Source organism: Sphingomonas sp. M1-B02, assembly GCF_026167525.1.
Lineage (GTDB): Bacteria > Pseudomonadota > Alphaproteobacteria > Sphingomonadales > Sphingomonadaceae > Sphingomonas.
This window is the reverse complement of the sequence record NZ_CP110679.1, coordinates 2,270,885-2,295,169: the sequence shown is the minus strand read 5'-3', so window position 1 is coordinate 2,295,169 and position 24,285 is coordinate 2,270,885. Positions and strand designations below refer to the sequence as shown.

20 protein-coding genes are annotated in these 24,285 nt (G+C 65.8%); 15 read left to right on the top strand and 5 right to left on the bottom strand.

Features of this window, described 5'->3' with window-relative positions; all coding sequences use genetic code 11:
- Window positions 1-6: 6 nt before the first annotated feature.
- Both OKW87_RS11025 and OKW87_RS11020 read right to left on the bottom strand, forming a co-directional pair.
- Window positions 7-624 (bottom strand): polysaccharide biosynthesis/export family protein, encoded by a 618-nt coding sequence (locus tag OKW87_RS11025; RefSeq protein WP_265539457.1) that lies wholly within the window; start codon window positions 622-624, stop codon window positions 7-9.
- 136 nt (window positions 625-760) lie between these two features.
- On the bottom strand, window positions 761-2,200 hold the full coding sequence (locus tag OKW87_RS11020; RefSeq protein WP_265539455.1) for an O-antigen ligase family protein: 1,440 nt from the start codon (window positions 2,198-2,200) through the stop codon (window positions 761-763).
- Window positions 2,201-2,619: 419 nt separating this feature from the next.
- Here OKW87_RS11020 and OKW87_RS11015 point away from each other — a divergent pair, with 419 nt between their 5' ends.
- The 10 genes from OKW87_RS11015 (at window position 2,620) to OKW87_RS10970 (ending at window position 16,728) form a co-directional block, all read left to right on the top strand.
- Window positions 2,620-5,559, top strand: coding sequence for a calcium-binding protein (locus tag OKW87_RS11015; RefSeq protein WP_265539453.1), 2,940 nt, complete (start codon window positions 2,620-2,622; stop codon window positions 5,557-5,559).
- Window positions 5,560-5,742: 183 nt separating this feature from the next.
- Window positions 5,743-7,368: a TolC family protein gene (locus OKW87_RS11010; RefSeq protein ID WP_265539451.1), complete on the top strand. Its 1,626-nt coding sequence runs from the start codon at window positions 5,743-5,745 to the stop codon at window positions 7,366-7,368.
- 3 nt (window positions 7,369-7,371) lie between these two features.
- Window positions 7,372-9,099, top strand: coding sequence for a type I secretion system permease/ATPase (locus tag OKW87_RS11005; protein WP_265539449.1), 1,728 nt, complete (start codon window positions 7,372-7,374; stop codon window positions 9,097-9,099).
- Complete coding sequence (locus tag OKW87_RS11000; RefSeq protein WP_265539446.1) at window positions 9,099-10,436, top strand: HlyD family type I secretion periplasmic adaptor subunit; 1,338 nt, start codon at window positions 9,099-9,101, stop codon at window positions 10,434-10,436. The genes OKW87_RS11005 and OKW87_RS11000 overlap by 1 nt, the downstream gene beginning before the upstream one ends.
- A 43-nt stretch (window positions 10,437-10,479) precedes the next feature.
- The gene (locus OKW87_RS10995) at window positions 10,480-11,730 is read left to right on the top strand and encodes a glycosyltransferase (protein WP_265539444.1); all 1,251 of its coding nucleotides are present in this window, start codon (window positions 10,480-10,482) and stop codon (window positions 11,728-11,730) included.
- A 40-nt stretch (window positions 11,731-11,770) separates the two neighbouring features.
- Complete coding sequence (gene rfbC, locus OKW87_RS10990) at window positions 11,771-12,343, top strand: dTDP-4-dehydrorhamnose 3,5-epimerase (RefSeq protein ID WP_322740313.1); 573 nt, start codon at window positions 11,771-11,773, stop codon at window positions 12,341-12,343.
- A gap of 11 nt (window positions 12,344-12,354) precedes the next feature.
- Window positions 12,355-13,407, top strand: coding sequence for a dTDP-glucose 4,6-dehydratase (gene rfbB / locus OKW87_RS10985; RefSeq protein WP_265539440.1), 1,053 nt, complete (start codon window positions 12,355-12,357; stop codon window positions 13,405-13,407).
- Window positions 13,404-14,291, top strand: a complete 888-nt coding sequence (gene rfbD, locus OKW87_RS10980; RefSeq protein WP_265539439.1) for a dTDP-4-dehydrorhamnose reductase — start codon at window positions 13,404-13,406, stop codon at window positions 14,289-14,291. The genes rfbB and rfbD overlap by 4 nt, the downstream gene beginning before the upstream one ends.
- On the top strand, window positions 14,288-15,193 hold the full coding sequence (rfbA, locus tag OKW87_RS10975) for a glucose-1-phosphate thymidylyltransferase RfbA (protein ID WP_265539437.1): 906 nt from the start codon (window positions 14,288-14,290) through the stop codon (window positions 15,191-15,193). Before rfbD ends, rfbA begins: the two co-directional genes overlap by 4 nt.
- On the top strand, window positions 15,190-16,728 hold the full coding sequence (locus OKW87_RS10970; RefSeq protein WP_265539435.1) for a class I SAM-dependent methyltransferase: 1,539 nt from the start codon (window positions 15,190-15,192) through the stop codon (window positions 16,726-16,728). The genes rfbA and OKW87_RS10970 overlap by 4 nt, the downstream gene beginning before the upstream one ends.
- A gap of 34 nt (window positions 16,729-16,762) precedes the next feature.
- On the opposite strand, the gene OKW87_RS10965 is transcribed toward OKW87_RS10970, so the two are convergent.
- From OKW87_RS10965 to OKW87_RS10955, 3 genes are all read right to left on the bottom strand, one after another.
- Window positions 16,763-17,896 (bottom strand): glycosyltransferase family 4 protein, encoded by a 1,134-nt coding sequence (locus OKW87_RS10965; protein WP_265539433.1) that lies wholly within the window; start codon window positions 17,894-17,896, stop codon window positions 16,763-16,765.
- Window positions 17,893-18,918: a glycosyltransferase family 4 protein gene (locus OKW87_RS10960; RefSeq protein WP_265539431.1), complete on the bottom strand. Its 1,026-nt coding sequence runs from the start codon at window positions 18,916-18,918 to the stop codon at window positions 17,893-17,895. The genes OKW87_RS10965 and OKW87_RS10960 overlap by 4 nt, the downstream gene beginning before the upstream one ends.
- 177 nt (window positions 18,919-19,095) lie before the next feature.
- On the bottom strand, window positions 19,096-19,641 hold the full coding sequence (locus OKW87_RS10955; RefSeq protein ID WP_322740312.1) for a TlpA family protein disulfide reductase: 546 nt from the start codon (window positions 19,639-19,641) through the stop codon (window positions 19,096-19,098).
- 46 nt (window positions 19,642-19,687) lie between these two features.
- Here OKW87_RS10955 and argH point away from each other — a divergent pair, with 46 nt between their 5' ends.
- From argH to OKW87_RS10930, 5 genes are read left to right on the top strand one after another with little or no spacing between them, the layout of a single operon-like run.
- Complete coding sequence (gene argH / locus OKW87_RS10950; protein ID WP_265539429.1) at window positions 19,688-21,067, top strand: argininosuccinate lyase; 1,380 nt, start codon at window positions 19,688-19,690, stop codon at window positions 21,065-21,067.
- Entirely contained in the window at window positions 21,064-21,306 is a 243-nt protein-coding gene (locus tag OKW87_RS10945; RefSeq protein WP_265539427.1) for a hypothetical protein, read from the top strand. Before argH ends, OKW87_RS10945 begins: the two co-directional genes overlap by 4 nt.
- A gap of 8 nt (window positions 21,307-21,314) precedes the next feature.
- Window positions 21,315-22,574, top strand: coding sequence for a diaminopimelate decarboxylase (gene lysA / locus OKW87_RS10940; RefSeq protein WP_265539425.1), 1,260 nt, complete (start codon window positions 21,315-21,317; stop codon window positions 22,572-22,574).
- The gene (locus tag OKW87_RS10935; RefSeq protein ID WP_265539423.1) at window positions 22,571-23,329 is read left to right on the top strand and encodes a precorrin-2 dehydrogenase/sirohydrochlorin ferrochelatase family protein; all 759 of its coding nucleotides are present in this window, start codon (window positions 22,571-22,573) and stop codon (window positions 23,327-23,329) included. The genes lysA and OKW87_RS10935 overlap by 4 nt, the downstream gene beginning before the upstream one ends.
- Entirely contained in the window at window positions 23,326-24,279 is a 954-nt protein-coding gene (locus OKW87_RS10930; protein WP_265539421.1) for a zinc transporter ZntB, read from the top strand. Before OKW87_RS10935 ends, OKW87_RS10930 begins: the two co-directional genes overlap by 4 nt.
- The last annotated feature ends 6 nt before the right edge of the window (window positions 24,280-24,285 follow it).

The window sequence follows — 24,285 nt, the reverse complement described above, 5'->3', positions numbered from 1 at the left end:
GAATACTCAATTCTGAAGCAAGATGACGAGCGGTGCAGTCAAGATCGGCGCCAGCGATATGAAACTGCTGAACAGGCGCCGCGACGCCGAGTCCCCGACGACCACCACGTCATTCGCATAAATGGCAGGATCAGCATACACCCCGCGACGGATCGCTCCGAGGTTGTAGAGGCCGGCCATACGCTGGCCGTTTACGGTGCGTAGCACCACCACCTCTTCCTCCTTGCCGAATTGGGAAAGGCCCTTCGCCGAGGCGATCGCGCGAACCAGCGTCATCTGGTTAGTGACGGGATAGAGGCCCGGCTCGACCACCGAACCGTCCACCGTGACGACCTGACTCACCGAGTTGCGGATATTTACCGCGACTTGCGGCTTGCGAATATATTTGAGCAACGCCGACTCGATATATTGCGCGACTTCGACCGAAGTCTTGCCGCGCACGTCGATCAGACCAACCAGAGGCATCGAGATGCGGCCGCTTGGGTCCACCTGGGTTTCCAGGCTAAGGTCATTGACGCCATAGACATCGATCCCGATCGTATCGAGGGGGCCGATCAGGCTCTCGCGATCCTCGGCGACCAGGTCAGCGCGCGTTGGAACCGGGAGCGCATCGGTCCGAACCACCTGAAGGCCGGGGCCAGGCAAGACGCGGGGACCCGCGCATCCCGAGAGAATCAGCGCACTCGCGAGCGCGGCAGCCAAACAACGCATTGATTTAGAAGTTTCCCTATCGCAACTTAGCCGCGCTATACGTAGAAGATCATCTGTCGTAAAGCGGTACTCCGGTGTCGACGGAGGCCCTTGGCAGGACCGTCCAGGCCGCCGCGATTACCGTCAGCACCATCATCAGTGGCGTCCGGATCGGATAGTCGGCCGCACTTGCCACCATTACGAGGAGGATGACCAGGGCGCCTGCACGCGCTGCAGCGATGGCCTCTTCCGCAATCGCCGCGTGCCCCGCCCGCATGCGGAGCGCGGCCACTGCGCCGATACCCCACCAGACGATGAATGCCGCCAGCAGCGCGAGCCCCACCGCACCGCCCTCGATCGCCAGCTGTAGATAATCGTTATGCGCCTCGTTCAGATAGGTCAGTCTTAGGAGCTCGTCCGGCTCGGCGGCGCGGAACGCCGGCTCGAACCCGCCGAAGCCGGTGCCCGACGGGAAATAGGTTCCGAACACCCGCTGCAGCGTCGGCAATGCCTTCACCCGCGTGTCGTCGGCGATGTTCAGGGTAAACAGCCGCACGATCGAGCGCGCCTGCGGAGACGCCAGCGCGACGGCCGTCAGCGCGACGACGCCGGCGACGGCGCCGCCCAAGACCATCCAGCGCAGCCGCGGCGCCATCCGTCGCAGGATCGCGAGCAGCGCGGCGCCGTGGAGGGCTATCGTGCCAACCAGCGCGATCGCTCCCACGATCAGCCCGGCGCGCGATCCCGTGGTCAGCAGCGCCACGACCAGCAGCAGCCCGAACCCGCCCGCCAGCCAGACACGCAGCTCGCGCGTCAGCCAGCGATCCGCACCGCTTCCGGCCCACAGCGCCAGGATCGGGAAGCCGGCAGCCAGGAAGAGCGCCTGATGGTTGCGATTGGCGAAGAAGCCCACGCCGGATTCGCGGTTGGTCACCGCATACCAGCGCAGCGCGCTGTCCGCGCCCCCGCTCACTTGCGCGACGCCAAGAACCGCGCTGGCCACGATCAGTCCGAGCACGGGCCCGGCAAGCCGGAGGCGATCGGCAGGGGTCAGGAAGACCAGCCCGATCAGGACCGCGGCGGGCGGGATCAGCGCGAACAAGGCGTTATATCCCAGCGGCGGCGCGATTGCGAGCGGGCGCCACGGCTGGGGCAGCCCTGCGAGCGGCGCCGCCTGCGCGAACAGCGCCCGCCCCGGCAGCGCCGTCCACATCTGCGGCGGCAGGGGAACGAGCATCGCCGCCATGACGAGCGCCAGGACGGCCACGAACAAAAGCGGCAGCCGCAGCGAGCGCCATTCGGCGGGACGGCCAACCAATACCAGCACCGCCAGCAAGGCCGCCATGCCGGCGCGCACCACTGCCTGCGCGGACTCGTCCGCGCGCGAGGCGCCGCCAAAGAGCGCCGCGAGGACCAGCATCGCGGACAGGACCCAGAATGCGCGACGGCTGGCGCGATCGGCTGGGGTTGGCTCCGGGCGGGCGCGCGCAGTGGACTTGCTATAGCTCATGGGCGCGATGCCTAGCAATCGTCCCAACCCAGGTCGAGTGGGTCGCTTGTGGATAACGAATAACAGCCGCGCCCGGGGCTGCGACACTAAGGATATGAGGGGAAGGTATAATATGCGAATTTGCCGGCCCGCCGGTCGGCACGGATAGGCAACGGCATCATGCAATCGGGCCATGCGGAAAAGGTTGCTATCAACTTGTCTCTGAGATAGAGCACCAGCGGGTTTAATTCAGGGAGAAGATTACCCGGGGGGACAAGTTTGTGGCGCGATCGTCATCCTTGACGTACCGTTTCGGCGTATTCCGTTCAGATCGCATGGGCGATTCGATAGGCGTACCCCCTAAGAGCCGCGGCGAGGTTCGTCGCCCTCGGTTCTCTTTTTTCGTTTAGGCTGCAAGGCATCAAGGGAGTTTGGTCAAAATGGCTATTTATGTAGGTACTGGTGGCAACGACACTATCGACGGTTCGGCGACCGACGACACGATCCTCGGCAACGACGGCAATGACAGCCTGCACGGTCTGGCTGGCACTGACTCGATCGAGGGCGGCAACGGCGACGATCTGCTCGACGGCGGCACCGGCAGCGACATTCTGGTCGGCGGCGCAGGCAACGACACCTATTATGTCGATGGCGATGGCGATGTGATCACTGAAGCGGGCGCGGGCGGCACGACCGACGCCGTCATCTCTTCGAGCAGCTACACGCTCCTGGCAAATGTCAGCGTCGACTCGCTGTCGTATGGTCCGGCTCCGGTCGCGGGCAAGGCATTCACCGGTGCGGACTCGACCGGGACGGTCGGCGTCAATCTCACCGGCAACAATCTCGCCATTGTCATCAACGGCAACGCCGGTCAGAACGTTATCGACGGCGGCCGCAACACCGATGCGACCAAGGGCGATACGCTCCAGGGCTTCGACGGCAACGACACCTATGTCATCCGCAACCCGAACGACTTCATCGTCAGCGACACCAAGGGCATCGACACGGTTTATGTGTCTGCGTTCGATCTTGGCCAGCAGGGTCAGGCAGTTCCGACCTACTCGCTGCTGACGAACGGCACGACCGGCATTGATAGCCTTTCGGCATCGAACCAGAGCGGCACCGAGAGCATCTATCTCACCGGCGGTTCCGACAGCCAGAGCGTCGTCGGCAACATGGGCACCAACACCCTTGACGGTGGCGGCGGTGTCGATACGCTGATCGGTCTCGACGGCAACGACACCTATCTGATCGGTGACACGCTCGATGTGATCAGTCAGGAAACCGGTGGGTTCGATACGGTGACCTTCATCACCGGCCTGGGCACCTATAACCTGACCACCGCCGGCAATAAGGCGATGGCAGATACGTCGATCGAAGTCGTTCAGGCGACCGACACTACGAACAACGTCACCGGCAACAACCAGGGTCAGGTTGTGACCGCAGCCGGCCTGGCTGCTGGGACCGCGGCAACGCTGAGCGGCGGTGCAGGCATCGACACGCTCGTCGGTCATGCGGGTAACGACGCCTTCGTTGTCGATGTCGACGGCGAGACCGTTACCGAGACCAGCAAGGCGGGCACCAGCGCTAACGACGTGCTGCTCTACGAGGGCAAGACCGGCGGCTTCAACCTGGCGGACGGTCAGCTTATCGAGACGATGGCGGTAGCAGATACCACTGGCGTGGTAGGTGCTCGTCTCGCGTATAACGGCACCTCGAATGGCGTTTATCTGGTCGGCAACGACGCGTCGCAGTCGATCTTCGGCGCCGGCGGCAACGACATCCTCAATGGGGATCGCGGTGCCACCACCAATGCCGACACGCTGTACGGCGGTGCAGGCAGCGACACCTATCGTGTCTACGCGACCACCGACATCGTTTCGGAAGGTCAGTTCAGCACAGCGGGCGTTGTCGACAACACCAAGGATGCCGGCGGCGCGAACGACACGATCTTCACGAGCGTGACCTACTCGCTCGGGACGGTTCTCGGCGGCGGTCTTGGTGGCGGCGTTGAGACGCTTTCGACGTCCGACCAGGGCGCTACCACGGCAATCGATCTGACCGGTGCTGCGAATGCCAACACGCTGATCGGCAACTTCGGCAAGAATACGCTCGACGGTGTTCTGAACACCGGTGCGGACGCCGGCAAGGGCGATACGCTGATCGGTCTTAGCGGAGACGACACCTACACGGTCCGTCAGGCCAACGACGTGGTCATCGAGGCTTCCGGTGGCGGCCTGTTCGACACGCTGAACTTTGCAGCTGGCTTTAAGGATGCCACCGGCCTCGCGGCAGGTACGACTTATGTCCTCAACGCCGACTCCGAAGTTGACACGATCAACCTCAGCAATGGCGTGATCGATATCACCGGCAGCAAATATGCCCAGGTCATCAACGGCTCGGTTGCCGATGAGACGATCCGGGGCGGCGGCGGCGCCGATCTTCTGGTCGGCGGTGGCGGCAACGACACCTACTTCATCTCGGCCGGCAGCGACGGTGTGGTGATCCAGGATACGGTCGGCGCGAACGTCGTGAACTATACCGGCACGACGGGCGGCTTCGCCCTCACCAACGCGGCGACTGTCGCTACGGTGAATGCTACGGGCTCAAGCGGCGACGTCTACCTCGTCGGCAATAGCGGCGTGCAGACTCTCAATGGCAACGTGGGCAACAACATCCTGAACGGCGGCGGCGGTCTCGACGGCGCGGGCAAGGGTGACACGCTGGTTGGCGGCGCGGGTGACGACACCTATCGTGTCTTCAACTCGAACTACCAGGGCTCGACGACTGCCGCAGCTACCGGTGATGTTGTCACCGAGGGTGCAGGCGCAGGTAACGACACGGTCTACACCAGCGCGAGCTTCGTGCTGGGCACCAACGTCGAGAACCTGGTCGCAGCTGATCAGGCCAATGTCACGACGCTGACGCTGGTCGGTAACGCGCTCGACAACGTGATCTCGGGCTCGAACGGCAACAACGTGCTGGTTGGTGCAGATGGTCGTGACTATCTCACCGGTCTCGGTGGGGCGGACACGTTCCACTTCGGCGGAACCATCGCGCTCGCAAATGCCGACACGATCGCGGACTTCAGCTCGGCGCAGGGTGACAAGATCTCCCTCTCGGAGACTTCGTTCGCGGCTACTGGCGGGGCGACCGCTTTCGGTCCGACCGTTGAAGGCGCCGAGTTCCAGAACGGCACGGTTGCCAGCGGCAGCCAGGCTACCATCCTGTACGATCAGGCAACTGGCCGCGTGTTCTTCGACTCGGACGGTGCTGGTGCGACTGCGGCGGTTCTCTTCGCCCAGGTCAATCCGGGCACGACGCTCGCAGCGACGGACTTCGTGATCACGCCGACCACGACGCTGCCGACCGCAGCGTAAGCTGCATTGAATACCAAACTCCCTGGAGGGCCCCCGTTCGCGGGGGCCCTCTTTTTTTGCCTGCCGCAGGTCGCCCGGCCTGCGCGGGGCGGCCCGTGGACAGCGGGTTCCACATCGGTTAAGGGCGCCTTACCCTCGGGGCGGCACGCCGGGTTCTTGCGTGCAGAAGGAACTCATTTTCGGATGCGTACATATTCGCTGCCTCGCCGCCGTGCAGGCCGCCGGGCCTCGCCCCTTCTGATATCGCTGGCGCTTCCCCTGGTCGGCTCGCCGCCCGCCGCGGCGCAATCGACTCCCCCCGTCTCGATCAGCCCGCCTTCCTCCGCCGAGAATCCGGCGCCCGCGCCGTTCACCTCCACGGTCGTTCCCCCGGTCAATGTCGATGTCCGTCCGCCCCAGGCGCCGGTGATCGATCCCGCCGCCCGCGTCGCGGTGCCGGTCGCAGGGCCGCCGCCGCTGCCGGTCTCCGAAGGACCGCAGGATGTGCGGCTGCCCGGCCCGGCCGCGCGCCCGCTCGATCTCGATCCGGCCGACGATCCGCTGCTCGCCAGCGTGCTGGTCTCGGCCCCGGCGGATGGCTTCCGGGCGCTCGTCCAGGCCGCGGTCGTGCGCCATCCGGGGCTCGACGAGACCAGCGGCTATGCCGAGGAAGCGCGCTATGCGCTGTATCAGCAGGAGGCTGCCAAGGCGCCCTCGGGCGAGCTCAACATCGTCGGCTTCCAGGTGCTCGGTCGCCAGTTCTCGGGCGATTCGGTCGACAATATCGTCGAGCGGACCCGCGCCAACCGCCGCTTCGACGAACTGGCCGTGGTGAACCAGCTCATCACCGATTTCGGCGCCACCAATGCGCGCATCGATGCCGCCGGCGCCCGGCTGCGCGCCGCCGCGCTGGGGGTGGACAATGCCGCCGATCAGGTCGCGCTCAACACGATCGCCGCCTGGTACGACGTCTATTCGCTCCGCACGATCATGGCGCTCACCAGCGCCTATCAGCAGGATTCGCTCAAGAATCGCGAAGGCGTGCGCAAGCGGATCGCCGGCGGCGTCTCGGCGCAGAGCGATGCCGCGCTGATCGAGAATGCGCTCGCGCAGCTCGATATCCGCAGCGCCCGCTATGCGCAGCAACTGAGCTCGGCCGAGGCCCGCTTCCGCGAGCTCACCGGCGCGCCGCCCCCGCTTGGGCTGATGCGCGCGCCCGAGCTCGGCACCCCGCCCGAGACGATCGAGGAAGCGCGGACCGCGGCCGACACGACTCCCGCGGCGCGTGCCGCGCGCGAGCAGGAGGTTGCCGCCCGCCGCGATGCGCGCGCCGCGGAGCGCGATCTGTTTCCCACGGTCGGCGCCTCGATCAACGCCGGGCGCTATGGCCTGCTCGAATCGCCGCGCGATTATGACGTCGTCGCGCGGATCACGCTGCGCCAGCGCTTCTTCGGCGGCCTGCCGCAGCGCGCCAAGGGCGCCGCCGCGCATGCCAGCGCGATCGCCGCGCGGACGACGCGCATCTCCGAGGAGGGCCGGCGCGATGCCGCGGTCGCGTTCAGCGATCTCGAGGCGCTCGATCGCCAGCTGGAGGCGATGAAGGCCTCTTATGCCGCGACCCGGATCACCCGCGACGCCACCGTCGAGCGCTTCCGCTTCTCGCGCGGGACGATCTTCGATGTGCTCAATGCCAGCGATACTTTCTATGCCGCGGCGATCAGCTATGTGCAGGCCTTGGCCCAGCGCGATGCCGCGCGCTACGTGCTCCTCTCGCGCACCGGCCGCCTTCTCGATGCGCTGGCGATCCCCAAATATATCGTCCGGGACTAAGTCATGACCGAGCATTCCATGTTTTCCGCTTCCAGCAAGCCGTTCGCGCCGTGGCTGGTTCAGCCGATGCTCGAAAATCGCAGCAGCTATGTGAAGGTCGGCTTCACCGCGATCCTGATCAATCTGTTCGGGCTGGTCACGCCGATCTTCACGATGACGATCTACGATAGCGTGCTGCCCAACAACGCCACCGCGTCGCTGGTCGGGCTGGCGATCGGCATCGGCATGATCATCATCTTCGATTTTCTGCTGCGCTCGCTGCGCGCCTATTTCGTCGACGTCGCCGGGGTGAATGTCGATCGCTCGATCGGCGAGGTCGGCTTCGATCGGCTGATCGGGATGCGCATGGCGTCGCGCCGCGGGTCGACCGGGGCGATGGCGGGGACGATGCGCGAGCTCGAGACGCTCCGCGATTTCTTCGCCTCCGCCACGATCGTCGCGCTGATCGACGTGCCGTTCATCCTGCTCACGCTCATCGTCATCGCGCTGATCGGCGGCTGGGCCGTGATGGTGCCGCTGGCGATGCTGCCGCTCGTCGTGCTGTCGGGCGTGCTGACCTTCCCGGCGATGGACAAGCTCGCCGCCGATGCGATGAACCAGGGCCTCACCAAGCAGGGCGTGCTCACCGAGACGATCGGCGGGATCGAAACGGTCAAGGCGACGGGTGCCGATGCGCTGCTCAAGCGCCGCTGGTTGAGCGCGATCGACGATTATTCGCACATGTCGCTGCGCCAGCGGCTGCTCGGCACGATCAGCATGAACGTGGCGAACAGCGCCCAGACCATCGCCTATATCGGCACGATCGTCGTCGGCGTGTTCATGATCGAGAATCGCAGCCTGACGATGGGCGGGCTGATCGCCTGCTCGATGCTCAGCAGCCGCGCGGTCGCGCCGCTGGCGCAGATCGCGCAGCTTTTGTCGCGGCTCAGCGCCACCAAGACCGCGTTCCGCACGCTGCGCCCGTTCATGGAGCAGGAGAGCGAGGGCGAGAACCGCCACCTGCTCAAGCCCGCGCGGATCGATGGGCTGCTCGAATTTCGCAACGTCACCTTCCGCTATCCGGGTGCCAAGGAGGATGCGCTGAGCGGGATCAACCTGACGATCCGGCCCGGCGAGCGGGTGGGAATCCTCGGGCGGATCGGCTCGGGCAAGTCGACCCTCGCGCGGCTCGCGCTGGGCCTCTACGATCCGGCCGACGGCATCGTTCTGCTCGACGGCACCGACGTCCGCCAGATCGACCCAGCGACCTTGCGCAAGCATATCGGCGCATCGCTGCAGGAAAGCGTGCTCCTGTCCGGCTCGCTGCGTGAAAACATCACCCTGGAGCGCGAGAATATCGGCGATGAGGAAATGCTGCGCGTCACCCAGTTGACCGGCACGCATGAGTTCATCGGACGGATCGCGAACGGCTATGACCTGCGCCTCGCCGATCGCGGCGACAGCCTGTCCGGCGGTCAGCGGCAGAGCGTCTCGCTCGCCCGCGCCTTGGTGGGCTCGCCGCGCATGCTGATCCTGGACGAGCCGACCAGCGGCATGGACCAGATCAGCGAGAATGTGCTGATCGATCGCCTGACCGCGGAGGTCGCGGGCCGCACGGTCCTGGTGATCACCCACCGCATTTCGCTGCTCCGCCTGGTCGATCGGGTGATCATCATCACCGACGGCAAGGTCAGCGCCGACGGCAGCCGCGACGATATCGTCCGCGCCATCACGCGCCCGGTGGCGGCATGATGAACATGCAGAACAAGCAAGATATGCAGGTCCCGACCGAGTCTCCCACGCGCGGGGAGCCCAGGCTGCTGCAGCCGAACCGCATGTCGAATTTCCTGCTCTACGGGACACTCGGCTTCTTCGCGCTGATGCTGCTGTGGGCGATCTTCACGAAGATCGACCGGACGGTGCACGCTAGCGGCCGCGTGGTGCCGACCGCGCAGCTCCAGCGCGTGTCGAACCTCGAAGGCGGGGTGGTCGCCGAGATCCTCGTGCGCGCCGGCCAGATGGTGAAGGCAGGCGATCCGCTGATCCGGCTCGATCGGACTGCAGCAGAGAGCGACTATTCGTCCAGCCAGTCTTCGATCGCATCGCTGACCGCGAAGATCGAGCGACTCCAGGCCGAAGTGACGGGCCGGACACCCAATTTCGCGACTCCGACAAACCCTGCCGAGCGCGAGCAGGTGGATATCGAGCGCTCGCTCTATATGTCGCGCCAGGCCGACTTGCGGAGCCTGGTCAATGCGTCGCAGGCGCGGCTGGTGCAGGCCCAGCGCGCAGTGGGCGAGGCCGAGGCAAATCTCAACGCGTCGCGGACGGCGCGCGACGCCGCGCGGCAGCAGGCCTCGATGCTGCGCCCGCTCGTGGCCAGCGGAGTCGAGCCGCAGCTCTCGCTGATCCAGGCGGAGCGCCAGGCCAATGTCGCCGCCAGCCAGGTGGCGGCGGCGCAGGCTACGGTGGCGCGCGTCCAGTCGGGCGTGGTGGAGGCGCGCGCGGCGTTGATCCAGGCGCGCGACAATTGGCGCGCCCAAGCCGCAACCGAGCTCGCAACCGCACAGGCAGAAGCGGCCGGCCGCCGCGTGGCGCAGCCGGCGTTGCAGAACCGCCTCAACCGCACCGTCGTGCGCGCACCGCTCACGGGTCGCGTCAATCGCGTGCTCGTCAACACGGTCGGGGGTACGGCCCGGGCGGCCGAGCCGCTGGTCGAAATCGTGCCTTCGCAATCCGGCCTGACGATCGAGGCCGCGGTTCGACCGAGGGATATCGCGTTCGTACGTGCCGGCCAGCGCTCGCTCGTCAAGATCACCGCCTACGACTATTCGATCTATGGCGGCATGGAAGGCGAGGTGGTGGACATCTCCCCCGACGCCATCGTCGACGAACGTACCGGCGAAACCCACTATACGGTTCGTATCCGAACCAGCTCCGATACGCTCACCTCGCCCTCGGGCCAGCGTTATCCGATCACCTCGGGCATGATCGCCGACGTCAACCTGATCGGGGACAAGCGCTCGATCCTGAGCTATCTGCTTACCCCGTTCACGCGGCTCAGCGAGGATGCATTCCGCGATCGCTGACGCGCGCGGATCCCATAGTCAGAAACCGGATCGGCGCGCTCCCATGAACGTCCTGCTTGTTCATCAGAATTTTCCGGGGCAGTTCAAGCATCTCGCCCCGCAACTGGTGGCGCGGGGCGATCGGGTGGTGGCGCTGACCATGAATGTCGCGCCCGACATGCCCGGGGTGGAGGTGCGCAACGCCAAACCCACCATCGGAACCGCTTCGAAGTTGCCTTGGGCGCAGGATTTCGAGACCAAGCTCATCCGCGGCGAGGCGGCGCTCCGCGCAGCCATGGCGCTGCGCGACGAGGGATTCTATCCCGACGTAATCGTCGGCCATCCCGCATGGGGCGACACCTTGTTCGTCAAGGAAGTGTGGCCGGAGGCGCGCTTCGGCATCTACTGCGAGTTCTTCTACAGCGACACCAACGGCGACGCGGATTTCGATCCGGAGTTTCCTGTGCCGGGCAACGAGGTTGCCCGCCGCGTGCGCCTCAAGCTGAAGACGTTGCCGCAGAGGCTGCATTTTCCACTCGCCAATGCCGGAATTTCGCCGACCCGGTTCCAGGCCGATACCTACCCGGCGATTTTCCGCGATCGCATCACCGTGATCCACGACGGGATCGACACCGATCGCATCGCGCCACGCACGGATGGCTCGATCCGGCTTGGGGATGGCCGGACGATCACCCGTGCGGACGAGGTCGTCACGTTCGTCTCGCGCAATCTCGAGCCCTATCGCGGCTACCACATCTTCATGCGCGCCTTGCCCGAGCTGCTGCGTCGCCGACCCAACGCCAGGGTCTTTCTCGTCGGTGGAGACGGCGTCAGTTATGGTGCCGCGCCTGCCAAGGGCAGCTGGCGAGACCTGTTCTTGAATGAGGTGCGCGACAAGCTCGACATGTCACGCGTCCATTTCGTCGGGCATCTGCCCTATGACGTGTTCCTCGGCCTGCTGTCGATCACGCGGCTGCATATCTACCTCACATATCCGTTCGTCCTTTCCTGGAGTCTGATCGAGGCGATGGCGCTCGGCGCCCCGATCCTCGGCAGCGATACCGCACCTGTCCGCGAAGTGATCGAACATGGCCGTAACGGCATCCTCACGCCTTTCTTCGATCCGGCGGCGCTCGCCGCCCAGGCCAGCGAGATGCTGGAGGATGACGATCTCCGCCTGCGGCTTTCGGCCGCTGCTCGTCAGACAGCGGTCGAGGGTTATGATCTGAAGCGCGTGTGCCTGCCGCGACAATTGCAGTGGATCGACGCGCTCGCCGCCCAGACGCCGCGACCCGCATTGTTCGACGACGATTGACCACCGGCTTCGGCTGTTGCCGCCATCCGCAGCCCTGACTATGACCCACGCCATGTCGCCCGTGCAGCTCATACTCCCAAAGAGGTTCGCCGATCCGCGCGGATGGTTCATGGAAGTCTATTCGGAACCGAAATTCCGCGAGCGTGGGATCGACTGCGATTTCGTCCAGGACAATCACTCGCTCTCGATTCCCGCCTTCACGTTGCGCGGTCTGCATTTCCAGACGCCGCCGCATGCGCAGGACAAATTGGTCCGCTGCGTTCGCGGCCGGATCTTCGACGTCGCGGTCGATGTGCGACGCGATTCGCCGACCTTCGGCAAGTGGGTCGGCGCTGAACTGTCCGCGGAGAATGGCCATCAATTGTTCGTGCCGGTGGGTTTCGCGCACGGATTTCTGACGCTCGAGCCCGATTGCGAAGTCACCTACAAGGTGTCGGCGCTATACGCTCCCGAATGCGACGGCGGAATCCGCTGGGACAGCGCCGGTGTCGATTGGCCGCTTCCCGCGGGTGCCGAGCCGATCTTGAGCGATAAGGACGCGCAGCTTCCCTCATTGTCGGATTTCTCCGCTCTCTTTCCCTATAACGGCCGCCCGCTCGGCCCACTCGCCTAAGGACCTCGAATATGCGCGTGTTGGTTACCGGCGGCGCCGGCTTCATTGGCTCGGCGCTGGTCCGCCATCTGATCGCGCATAGCGAGCATGAAGTGCTCAACTTCGACAAGCTGACCTATGCCGGGTCGTTGACGACGGTGGAGACGGTGGCCGCCAGCAATCGCTACCGTTTCGTGCGGGGCGATATCTGCGACGCCGAGACGGTGCGCGCGACGATCGCCGAGTTCCGCCCGGACGTCATCACCCACCTGGCGGCGGAGAGCCATGTCGATCGCTCGATCGACGGGCCGGGCGCTTTCATCCAGACCAACCTGGTCGGCACCTACACGATGCTCGCAGAGGCCCGCGCTTATTGGCAGGCGCTCGATCCCGCGTCGCAGGAGCGCTTCCGCTTCCATCATATCTCGACCGACGAAGTCTATGGCTCGCTCGGACCGACGGGGCTTTTCACCGAAGACACGCCTTATGATCCGCGCTCGCCTTATTCGGCGTCGAAGGCCGGATCGGATCACCTGGTCTCGGCATGGGGGCACACGTTCGGCTTGCCGGTGATCGTGACCAATTGTTCGAACAATTACGGCCCCTACCATTTTCCCGAGAAGCTGATCCCGCTCGTCATCGTGAAGGCGCTCGCGGGCGAGCCGCTGCCCATTTATGGCAAGGGCGATCAGGTGCGCGACTGGCTGTACGTCGAGGACCATGTCGCGGCGCTGCAGGCGGCGTTCGAGCGCGGCACGCCGGGCCGGACCTACAATGTCGGCGGCAACAACGAGAAGCAGAATATCGAGGTGGTCAAGACCATCTGCACGATCCTCGACCGGGTGCGTCCGCGTGCGGACGGGCAGCCTTATGCGGCGCAGATCACCCATGTCGCCGATCGTCCGGGGCATGACATGCGCTATGCGATCGATGCGAGCCGGATCGCCACCGAACTGGGCTGGACCCCCAAGGAGAGCTTCGAGAGCGGCATCGAGAAGACCGTCCACTGGTATCTCGAAAACGAAGCCTGGTGGCGCCCGCTCGTGGAGGCGAAGGCGGCCGAGCGGCGTGGCGTGACTTCGTGAAGCAAATCCTGGTCACCGGCGCCAAGGGCCAGCTGGGAACCGAATTGCGGCGCGCTGTGCTTCCCGAGGGCTGGGAGGTCGTGGGTTTCGGTTCGGCCGAGCTCGATCTGAACGACCTGCAGGCGATCGCCACCACCGTGGCTTCGCGGAAATGGGCGGCCGTCATCAACGCCGCCGCCTATACCGCGGTCGATCGGGCGGAAAGCGATGTCGTCGCCGCCTGGCAGGTCAACGCGCTGGCGCCGGCAGCCTTTGCCGCGGCGTGCCAAGCCGCGGATATCCCGTTGATCCAGGTCTCGACCGACTATGTCTTCGACGGCGAAAAGCCGGGTAGCTGGGAGGTCGACGATCCGGTCGGGCCGCGCAGCGTCTATGGCGCCTCCAAGCTCGGCGGCGAGCTGGCGGTGCGAACCGGATGCCACAGGCACGCGATCGTCCGCACCAGCTGGGTCGTCTCCGCGCATGGTGCCAATTTCGTAAAGACGATGCTGCGCGTCGGCGCCGAGCGCGATCAGCTCAAGGTCGTCGACGATCAGCATGGCGCCCCCACCTCCGCGCACGACTTGGCCGCGGCGCTGATCCAGATCGCCCGCAGGTTGGTCGAAGTGCCGAACCTGCAAGGCACCTGGCATTTCAGCAATGCCGGGGAGACCAGCTGGTACGGCTTCGCGCGCGCGATTTTCGATCAGGCGGGCGCGCATGGCGGCCCGGCCCCCGAACTGTTGCCGATTGCCTCCGCCGACTATCCCGTCCCCGCGCGGCGGCCCGCCAACTCCTTGTTGAGCCACGCCGCCTTGACGCGCGATTTCGGCATCGTACCAAGACCCTGGACCGAGGCGCTTTCCGACATCCTCGCCGAGCTTTACCGAAAGACCAAATCATGAAGGGCATCATTCTGGCCGGCGGGTCCGGCACCCGGCTCCATCCGGCGACGCTCGCGATCAACAAGCAGCTGCTGCCCGTCTATGACAAGCCGATGATCTATTATCCGCTGTCGGTGCTGATGCTCGCCGGCATCCGCGAGATATTGATCATCTCCAGCCCCGAATTTCTGCCCAATTTCCAGCGCATCTTCGGCGACGGCAGCGATTGGGGCCTCTCGATCTCCTATGCCGAGCAGCCGCGCCCCGAAGGGCTGGCGCAGGCGTTCACGATCGGGCGCGAGTTCATCGGCGACGATCGCGTCGCCCTCGTTCTGGGGGACAACATCTTCTTCGGCGCGGGGCTGCAGCAGCTTTGCGCAAGCGCCGTCGCGCGCACCGACGGGGCCACGGTCTTCGCCTATCGGGTCGAGGATCCGGAGCGCTATGGCGTGGTGGAGCTCGACGCGCAGCGCCGGGCGCTCAGCCTGGAAGAGAAGCCGAAGGCGCCCAAGTCCAACTTCGCGGTGACCGGCCTTTATTTCTACGACAACCGCGTCGTCGACTATGCCGAGAATCTGAAGCCCTCCGCGCGCGGCGAGCTGGAGATCACCGACATCAACCGGCTCTACATGGAAGCCGGCAACCTGTTCGTCGAGCAGATGGGCCGCGGCTATGCCTGGCTCGATACGGGCACGCATGACAGCCTGTTGGAGGCCTCCGAGTTCGTCCGGACGATCCAGCACCGCCAGGCGATCCAGGTCGCATGCCTCGAGGAAATCGCCTTGCACCAGGGCTTCATCAGCATCGAACAGGCGACTGCGCGCGGAAAAGCGCTCGAAAAGACCGCTTATGGCCGTGCCATACTAACCGCGGTCGAGGACGAGCTGCGGGCGTGCGAACTTAGCACTCAGGGGAATGTATGAGCATTTGGACTTCGGGCTACGTCACCGACGTTGGCTACACTTTCGGCTTTTATCCTGAGATGAGCCCCGCTTCGTTGACGGGTGCGCTGAGAATGTCCGGCCATGACGTCCGGCTACGCGACGATTTCACTTATTGTGAGCTCGGGATCGGCCAGGGTGTCACCGCGGCGCTGCTCGCGGCGGCGCATCCAGAAGCACGCTTCTACGGCAACGATTTCAATGCGTCGCACGTCCTGCACGCGCGCGACCTGGCGGCGGCGACGGAGCTGACCAATCTCACCGTGTCGCCGGCGTCGTTCCAGGACTATGTCAACGATCCCGATCTGCCGGACCGTTTCGACGTGATCGCACTGCACGGCATCTATTCGTGGGTGGACGGAAAACTGCGTGACGCGATCCGGGAGTTCATTGATAGGAAGCTGGCCGTCGGCGGCATCCTCTACATCTCGTACAATGCGTTTCCCGGATGGTCCGCGATGTTGCCAATGCGTCAATTGATCTTCGATCACGGCTCGCGCGGCACCGGAAGCGCGATCGATCGCGTCAAGGGAGCGATCGCTTTCGTCGAGCAGGTCAAGCAGTTGGGGGGCGGATTCTTCCGCCAGAATCCCGCGATGGGGCCCAAGTTCGATAATTTGAAGGCGATGTCTCCGGCCTATCTCGCCCATGAATATTTCAATCAGGTTCAGCAGCCCTTCTATTTCTCAGCGATCGCTGAAGAAATGTCGGATATAGGCCTGAGCTTTGCGGCGTCGGCAAACTTCGTCGACCGTTTTGCCCGTCGGACGATGACAGCAGAGCAGCGTGCATTCCTCGACGCGCTGCCTTCCGAAATCGAGCGTGAGAGCATGTTCGATTATTTCGCGAACCAAGTGTTCCGGCGAGACTTGTTCGTGCGCGGATCGCGCCCGCTCGCACCGGGGCAGGCCAATTCTGCGCCCGGGCAGCGCTTCGCCGCGGTCAAGCCGCTGTCAGAGATGCCCGAGCAAGTCGTCACGACGACGGGTGCCGCGTCGATCAAGCGTGAATCGGGCGAGCCCGTGCTTGCCGCGCTACTGAAGCGACCGAGCACGACGGAAGAGCTGGTCGCGGCCTTGTCCGGCGGAGCGCAATCCACGCTGAATGTCGGCCACAGCCTGGAATATCTGCTCGCTGCAGGTTGCATCGTCCCCGCGCTCCCCGCCGCAGGCGAGGAGGCGCGTTCGCGTTCGACCGAGGTCTTCAATCGGCATGTGCTCGCCCGCTCCGCGGAAAGTTCGGACCTGATGTACCTCGCTTCGCCGGTGACCGGTCAGGGCTTTTCCTTGAGCAGGATCGAGATGCAGTTCCTGGAAGCTCTAGCCGCGCATGGAGGCGCAGTCGGCGATTGGACGGCGCCCGTTTGGGACAATCTTCGTGCCAGGAATGAGCGCCTGCTGAAAGATGGCAAGCCGCTGGCGAGCGATGAGGAGAATATCGCGGACCTGAAGCTGCGCGGCGCCGAGTTCGTCGCCAAGCGCGTGCCGATCCTGCGCTCGCTCGGCATTGTTCAATAGGGGCTCGATGGCGGCTGCGCGCGCCGGTCGGACTCTATTCCGCGGAGCGACCGTCTAGCGCGTCGAGCAACCGCTGATTCGCCAGATGCACGTCGAAGCGCGTTTCTGCGATCCGGCGGCTCTGCGCGCCCATGCTTGCGATCAATGCCGGATCCTCCAGGAATCGAAACATCGCCTGCGCCAAGGGCTCAATCGAACGGATGGGAACCATGAAGCCATTGACGCCTTCATCGACGGTTTCCCGGCACCCCACGGCGTCGGTGGTGATGACGGGTCGCCCCATCGCCATTGCCTCCTGCGTGCTCTTCGGCACACCCTCGCGATAGGAGGGCAGCACATAGACGCTCGCGCGTGCGATCCACTCGCGGACATCGCTCACTTCACCCGGCCATTCCAATATTCCCTCGGCCACCCATGCGAGGATCTGGTCACGGCTGAGGCCGCCGGGGTTGGAATCGATCGGTCCCAGCAGGATGAAGCGCGCGGCGGGGAAGCGTGCACGAACGAGGCGCGCCGCCGCCACGAACTCGCCGATGCCCTTTTCCCGAAGCAGGCGGGCGATCAGCAGAAAAGTGACTTGGTCGGGGAAGGGCGTAGGCGTGAACTTCGTCAAGTCCACGCCGATTCCGCCGATCACCTCGGTCTTGCGCGCGTTGACCATCCCGGACGAAACGAACAGCGCTCTATCGTCGCGGTTCAGGAAAAGGACCCGGTGCGCAAAGGCCAGTGCGAGCGTGTAGAGCCGCATCGTGGCAAAGCGGAGTGCGCGGCGCTTTAGGCTCTTGGCGCCTTCGCCCTCGGTGAAGACGTAGCCCAGCCCTTCGACGATTCCGACGCGGCGGCGCACGCCGGCCGCGGCCGCGGCCAAGGTTCCGTAATTCACCGCCTTGGGCGAGTAGCAGAGGACGGTGTCGGGCTTGAGTCGCCGCAGACGGCGCCATAGCCGGACGATGTCCACCAAGTCACGCGACAGGCGCATCCCCGTGCGCTCGAGCGAATAATCGAGCGGTTCCGCGCCGAGCGCACGCGTCAGGGTGCGTTGCTCGTCGTCCCAATCGGGCGCAAGGGCGAGGACCCGGTCGCCTCGCCCCACGAGTTCCGCGATCAGGGGGCCACGAAAATTCGCTACCGAATTCGCGATGCCGGCGACAAGTACGATCTTTCTCATCGGATGCACTCTCTCGCGTCGCCGCGATCTATCAGTTCTGCAAATTTCTGCACGAGCGTAGGCGCGATCACTTCGGCGGAATATGTCTTCTCCACCTTATGCCGGGCCGCCGTGCCGAGGCGGGTACGCAGGCCCGCGTCCTCCGCCAAGATGCGCAATGCCTGGACCCACTCGTCGACCGAATCGGCCAGGAACCCTATGTCCGGTGTCACGATAACCTCGTTCACTCCCACCGGCGAAGCGATCACGGGCCGACCCGCAGCCATATATTGGATGAGCTTGTATCCGCATTTGCCGCGTTCCCACGGTGTGTCGGTGAGCGGCATCACGCCGATATCGATGCTCGCCGCCATCTCGGCCTCGGTAGCTTCCGACCATGGATGGCTTTCCTGCGGCGCCTCCAGCCCCGGCAGCTGCGCGGCCCCCATCGTCACCAGGCGGAGCGGGATCTCGGGGGTCAGCCGGTTGATCGCCTCGATGACAGGCGTGAGATAGCGTGCATTGGCCGGGGTTCCGATCCATCCCACCCGCACGGCATCATCTGCTGTCTTGCGCTGGGTGGAATAGCGCGCAGCCTCCACTACCGTCGGCACGCGGATCACGGTGCGCGCGCCGTGCCTGGCAGCGTAATCGGCGAGATAGGCATTGCCTGCCGTCACCAGGGCTGAGCCCGCCAGCAGCGGGTCAAGCTTGTGGGCCAGAAGTGATCGAACCGGCCCGGACGCGGACAGATCGTAATTGTGGAAAATCGCATCGTCATAATCGACGACGTAAGGCCGCCGTCTAAGGCCGATCAGCCGTTCCATCCAACCCGGTAGATAGGGAAATACTTCCTTCTCGATCCAGACGAGATCGGCGCGGTCGGCCGAGACCGCCGCGAGTCGTCGGGCGTAGCCCAGAAAGGTATGCAGCTTGCTCTTTGCTCCGCTAGCAAAAAAGCCGCGAAGATAGGCGTCGCTGAAAAAAGGAGAGACGCGCACTTTGGCCCCTGCAGCCTCGAGCGCTGGGATGAACTGGCTCATCCGCAACCTGCTGCTTGGACCGGTGTCGGTGTAGCGGGGAAGCATAAGGATCGTTCGACCGGCCAGAGATTGTCGCGAGTCCTGCGTCATCCGATTCCTGTTTGCTGAGTGCGCGCGCCCTAACACCTGTCTATCGCGAGTGCCACCGGGTCGCGACGTCGCCTCGTGGCGGTGATGTTATCGCGCCTCGCCGATCAGCGCGGCCGCCTTCGCGCCCGTCCAGTCCATCTCGCCGGCCACCCGCCAGAGCTCGCGCCCTTTCGAATCATAGAGGATCGTCGTCGGCAGGTTCAGCCCCATGCCGCTGCTGAACGCAGTCTCGGTATCGAGATAGGGCTGGAGCTTCTTGAACGCCGCTTTCGCGAAGAAGGGTGCGACCTTCTCCGCGTCGAAGTCCTGGCTGATCGTCAGGACCTGGAGCTTCTCGCCCTGCGCCACGGCGAGCGCATCGAGCGTCGGCATTTCGGCGACACAGGGTGCGCACCAGGTCGCCCAGAGATTGAGCAGCACCGGCCGCCCCGCGAAGGCCGCGAGCGTCACCGTCTTGCCGGCCGGATCGAGGAATTCGGTCGCGGGCGCGGCCTCGCCTTTGTGGCTGCGGTCGACACTGCCCTTCTCCTCGGGCGCGGCGACGTTGGCGGAGACGTTCGCCTCCGCTTGCTGCGCAGGCTGGGATTGCCTATCGCAACCGCCGATCGCCGGTGCGGCCAGAAGGAGAAGCACGATTAGCGAGCGCAAGGACAGCTCCAAGCCCCAGGAGGGCAACAAGATGTGGGGTGGGCGCTTCGCCGAAGGCCCGTCTGCAGTGATGCGCGAGATAAACGCCTCGATCCCCTTCGACAAGCGAATGTGGCGGCAGGACGTCCGCGGATCGCAGGCGCATGTCGCGATGCTCGGCAAGCAGGGCATCGTCTCGCCCGAGGATGCCGCGACGATCGCCGCGGGCTTGGAGCAGGTTGCCGCCGAGTTCGAGGCTCACGGGGTGCCCGACGATCTGGCGCTCGAAGACATCCATATGCTCACCGAAGCCCGGCTCTCGGACAAGATCGGCCCGGTCGCGGGGCGCCTCCACACCGCACGCTCGCGCAACGATCAGGTCGCGACCGACTTCCGCTTGTGGGTGCGCGACGCGATCGACCAGGCCGAGGCGGCGCTGGGCGCGCTCCAGGATGCGCTGCTCGCCCGCGCCGAGGAACATGCCGAGAGCGTGATGCCCGGCTTCACCCATCTCCAGAGCGCGCAGCCGGTGACGCTTGGCCACCATCTGATGGCCTATGTCGAGATGGTCGGTCGCGATCGCTCGCGGCTGCGCGACGCGCGCGCGCGGATGAACCTGAGCCCGCTCGGCGCCGCCGCGCTCGCCGGCACCGGCTTTCCGCTCGATCGCGACGCCACCGCCGCGGCGCTCGGCTTCGACGGCCCGACGCGCAATTCGCTCGATTCGGTCTCGGACCGCGACTTCGCGCTCGATTATCTCACCGCCGCCGCGCAGTGCAGCCTCCACCTCAGTCGGCTGGCCGAGGAATTCGTGATATGGGCGAGCCAGCCCTTTGGCTTCGTCGCTTTGTCCGACCAATGGTCGACCGGCAGCTCGATCATGCCGCAGAAGCGCAACCCCGACGCCGCCGAGCTGGTGCGCGGGCATTCGGGCCGTATCGTCGGCGCGCTGGTCAGCCTGATGATCACGATGAAGGGGCTCCCGCTCGCTTATTCGAAGGACATGCAGGACGACAAGCCACCGGTGTTCGAGGCGCACGATCTGCTCGGCCTCTCGATCGCGGCGATGACCGGCATGGTCGAAAGCGCGAGCTTCCGCACCGATCGCATGCGCGCCCTCGCCGAATCGGGCTTCGCCACCGCGACCGACCTCGCCGACTGGCTGGTCCGCGAAGCCGGGGTGCCGTTCCGCGAGGCGCATCACATCACCGGCCGCGCCGTCGCCGCGGCGGAGGGGGCGGGGGTCCGCCTCGATCAGCTGCCGCTCGCGACGCTCAAGGAAATCGACGACAGGATCAACGAGTCGGTATACGGCGTGCTCAGCGTCGATGCGTCGGTCTCCAGCCGCACCAGCTTCGGCGGGACTGCCCCGATCCGGGTCCGCGAAGCGATCGCGGCGGCGCGGCGGCTGCGCGAGGAGGAAGGCCGATGAAGCGACTAATTCCCCTGGCCGGCCTGATGCTCGCGCTCGGCGGCTGCGGCGCGCGCGAGGGCCTGGCGCCACCCCCGGGCCAGGCGCTGCCGATCGCCCCTTATGGCGCGACCGCGACGCCGACTCCTCAGGACCTGCTGAAGCCGCCGATGCAGACCCGCCCCGCCCGCAGCGACGATCTGATCGAGAGCGTCGACCGACGGCGCAGCGACCAGTTCGACCTGCCGCCCCCCAACTGACGGAACCCATGGACCATTTTTCCCTGATCGACGGCGAGATGCATGTCGAGAATGTCCCGCTCGCCCGCATCGCCGAGGCGGTGGGCACCCCCGTCTACGTCTATTCGACCGCGACCTTCCAGCGCCACGCCCGCGTCTTCCGCGATGGCCTCGCGGGGGTCGGGCGCAAGCATCTCGCCTTCGCGGTGAAGGCCAATCCCAATCTCGCGGTGCTGCGCCTGCTCTCGAACGAAGGCTTCGGCGCCGACGTCGTCTCGGGCGGCGAGCTCGCCCGCGCGCTCGCGGCGGGGATGCCGGCGAAGGACGTGGTCTTCTCGGGCGTCGGCAAGACCCGCGCCGAGCTCGAACAGGGCTTGGATGTCGGCATCGGCCAGTTCAACCTCGAGCTCGAGGAAGAAGGCGTCGTCCTCGCCCAGCTCGCCGCCGCGCGCGGCCTGCGCGCGCCCGCGACGCTGCGGGTCAATCCCGATGTCGATGCCGGCACGCACGAGAAGATCAGCACCGGCCGCGCCGAGAACAAGTTCGGCCTGCCGATCGACGAAGCGCCGGCGATCTTCGATCGGCTCGCGCCGCTGCCCGGGCTCAATCTGCGCGGCGTCGCGGTGCATATCGGCAGCCAGCTCAGCAGCCTCGAGCCGCTCGAGCGCGCCTTCGTCCGCGTCGGCCAGCTCGTCGCCGATCTGCGCGCCGCCGGCCACACGATCAGCCATGTCGATCTCGGCGGCGGGCTCGGCGTGCCCTATCGCGCAAGCGACAATCCGCCGTCGCCCGCCGAATTCGGCGCGATGGTCGAGCGCGTCACCCGCGGCTGGGACGTCGAGCTTATGTTCGAGCCGGGACGGGTGATCTCGGCCAATGCCGGGGTGCTGCTGACCCAGGTGCTGTGGGTCAAGCCGGGCGTGGTCCACCCCTATGTCATCGTCGATGCGGCGATGAACGATCTCGCCCGGGTCGCGCTCTACGACGCCTATCATGATTTCGCCGCGGTCCGGCCGACCGGCGCGCGGATGATCGCCAATGTCGCGGGCCCGGTCTGCGAGAGCAGCGATGTCTTCGCCAAGGGCCGCGACATCGACGTGGTGAAAGGCGGCGACCTTGCCGTGTTCCGCAGCGCCGGCGCCTATGGTGCGACGATGGCGAGCACCTACAACAGCCGCCCGCTGGTCCCCGAGGTCCTGGTCTCGGGCGACAAGTTCGAGATCGTCGCCAATCGCATCACCGCCCAGACGATCATGGGCGAGGAGCATGTCCCGGACTGGCTGAAATGAGCCTCGCCGCCCTGCCGATCTTCGTGCGGTTGGGCGGGCGGCCGGTGATTCTGATCGGCGCGGGCGAGCCCGCCGACGCAAAGCGCCGCCTGCTCGAGCGCGCGGGCGCGGCGATCGTCGGCGAGGACGTGCAGGCCTCGCTCGCCATCGTTGCGCTCGACGATCCCGAGCCCGTGGTGGCGCGATTGCGCGCGCGCGGCGTGCTGGTGAACACGGTCGACCGGCCCGATCTGTGCGATTTCACGCTGCCCGCGATCGTCGATCGCGATCCTTTGCTGGTGGCGATCGGCACCGGCGGCGTATCGGCAGGGCTTGCAGCGGCGCTGCGCCAGCGGCTCGAAACCCTGCTCCCCGCCGGTGTCGGCCGACTTGCGCGCGCGCTCGAAGCCGCGAAGCCCCGGATCCGCGCGCGCTGGCCCGATCTGGGCGACCGCCGTCGTGCGGTCGGCGCGGCGCTGTCGGGCCCGCTCGATCCGCTCGCCGATCAGGGTGACGACGCAGTGGCGCGCTGGCTTGAGGACGCCGTGGGCGCGAAGCCCGTGCTGCTCCGCTTCACGCTCACTTCGCCCGATCCGGACGATCTCAGCCTGCGCCAGGCACGCGCGCTCGCACAGGCCGATCGGGTCTTCCATCGTCGCGACGTGCCGTCCGCCATTCTCGATCGCGCCCGCGCCGATGCGGTTCGCATCGCCTGCGACAGCGCGCCCGCCGATCCGGGGTCCGGGATCGCAGTCGATCTGGAGATGGCGCGTTGAGCGGCTTCGCCTATGTAGTCCGCGGCGGCAAGGTCGAGACGCCGCCGCTCAAGCAGGCCGCCCAGGCGCAGGCCGATCTTGTCTGGGTTCACCTGACCACCAACGACGATCGCGCCAAGGTCTGGCTGCGCGACGGCGCAAAGCTCCCGCCGTTCGTCATCGAATCGCTGACCGCCGCGGAAACCCGCCCCCGCTGCGATGCGGTTGGCGAGGGCGCCATGGTCAATCTGCGCGGGCTGTCGAGCGAGCAATTGGCGGCGTCCGATCCGCTTGCCTCGATCCGCATGTATGCCCTTGGCGGGACCGTCTTTTCGGTGACGCGCAAGACGCTGAACGCGGTCCAGCCGGTGCGGGAGATGGTCGAGGCGGGCAGGGTGTTCGATCCGGGCGACCTCATCGCCGCGCTGGCGCTCGCGATCACCGAGGAGCTCGACCCCGTCGTCGCCGATCTCGGCGATTCGCTCGACGATTGCGAGGAACGGATCGTCACCGGCCACGCCTTCGAGCTTCGCCGCGCAGTCAATCGCACGCGCAGCCAGGCGATCGGCTATCGCCGATTCCTGGCGCCGCAGCGCATTGCGCTGGAAAAGCTCGCCGCGCTGCCGGGCGACTGGCTGCGCGACGATGATCGCCTCCATCTGTCCGCCGCCGCCGATCGCGCCGCGCGCATGGCCGAGGAACTCGAGAGTATCCGCGAACGTGCCGCGCTTACGCACGAAACGCTCACCGATCTGCGGGCCGAGCAGATCGACCAGCGCTCGCTCGTCATTGCGGTGGTCGCGATGGTTTTCCTCCCGCTGACCTTCCTGTCGGGCCTCCTCGGGATGAACGTCGCGGGTATTCCCTTCGCGCACGAGCCTTGGGCATTCTGGGGCGTGGTGGGCGTATGCGGCGCGCTGGCGCTGACGATCGCCACCTTCTTCCTCTGGCGGCACTGGTTCGATGGGTAGCGCGTT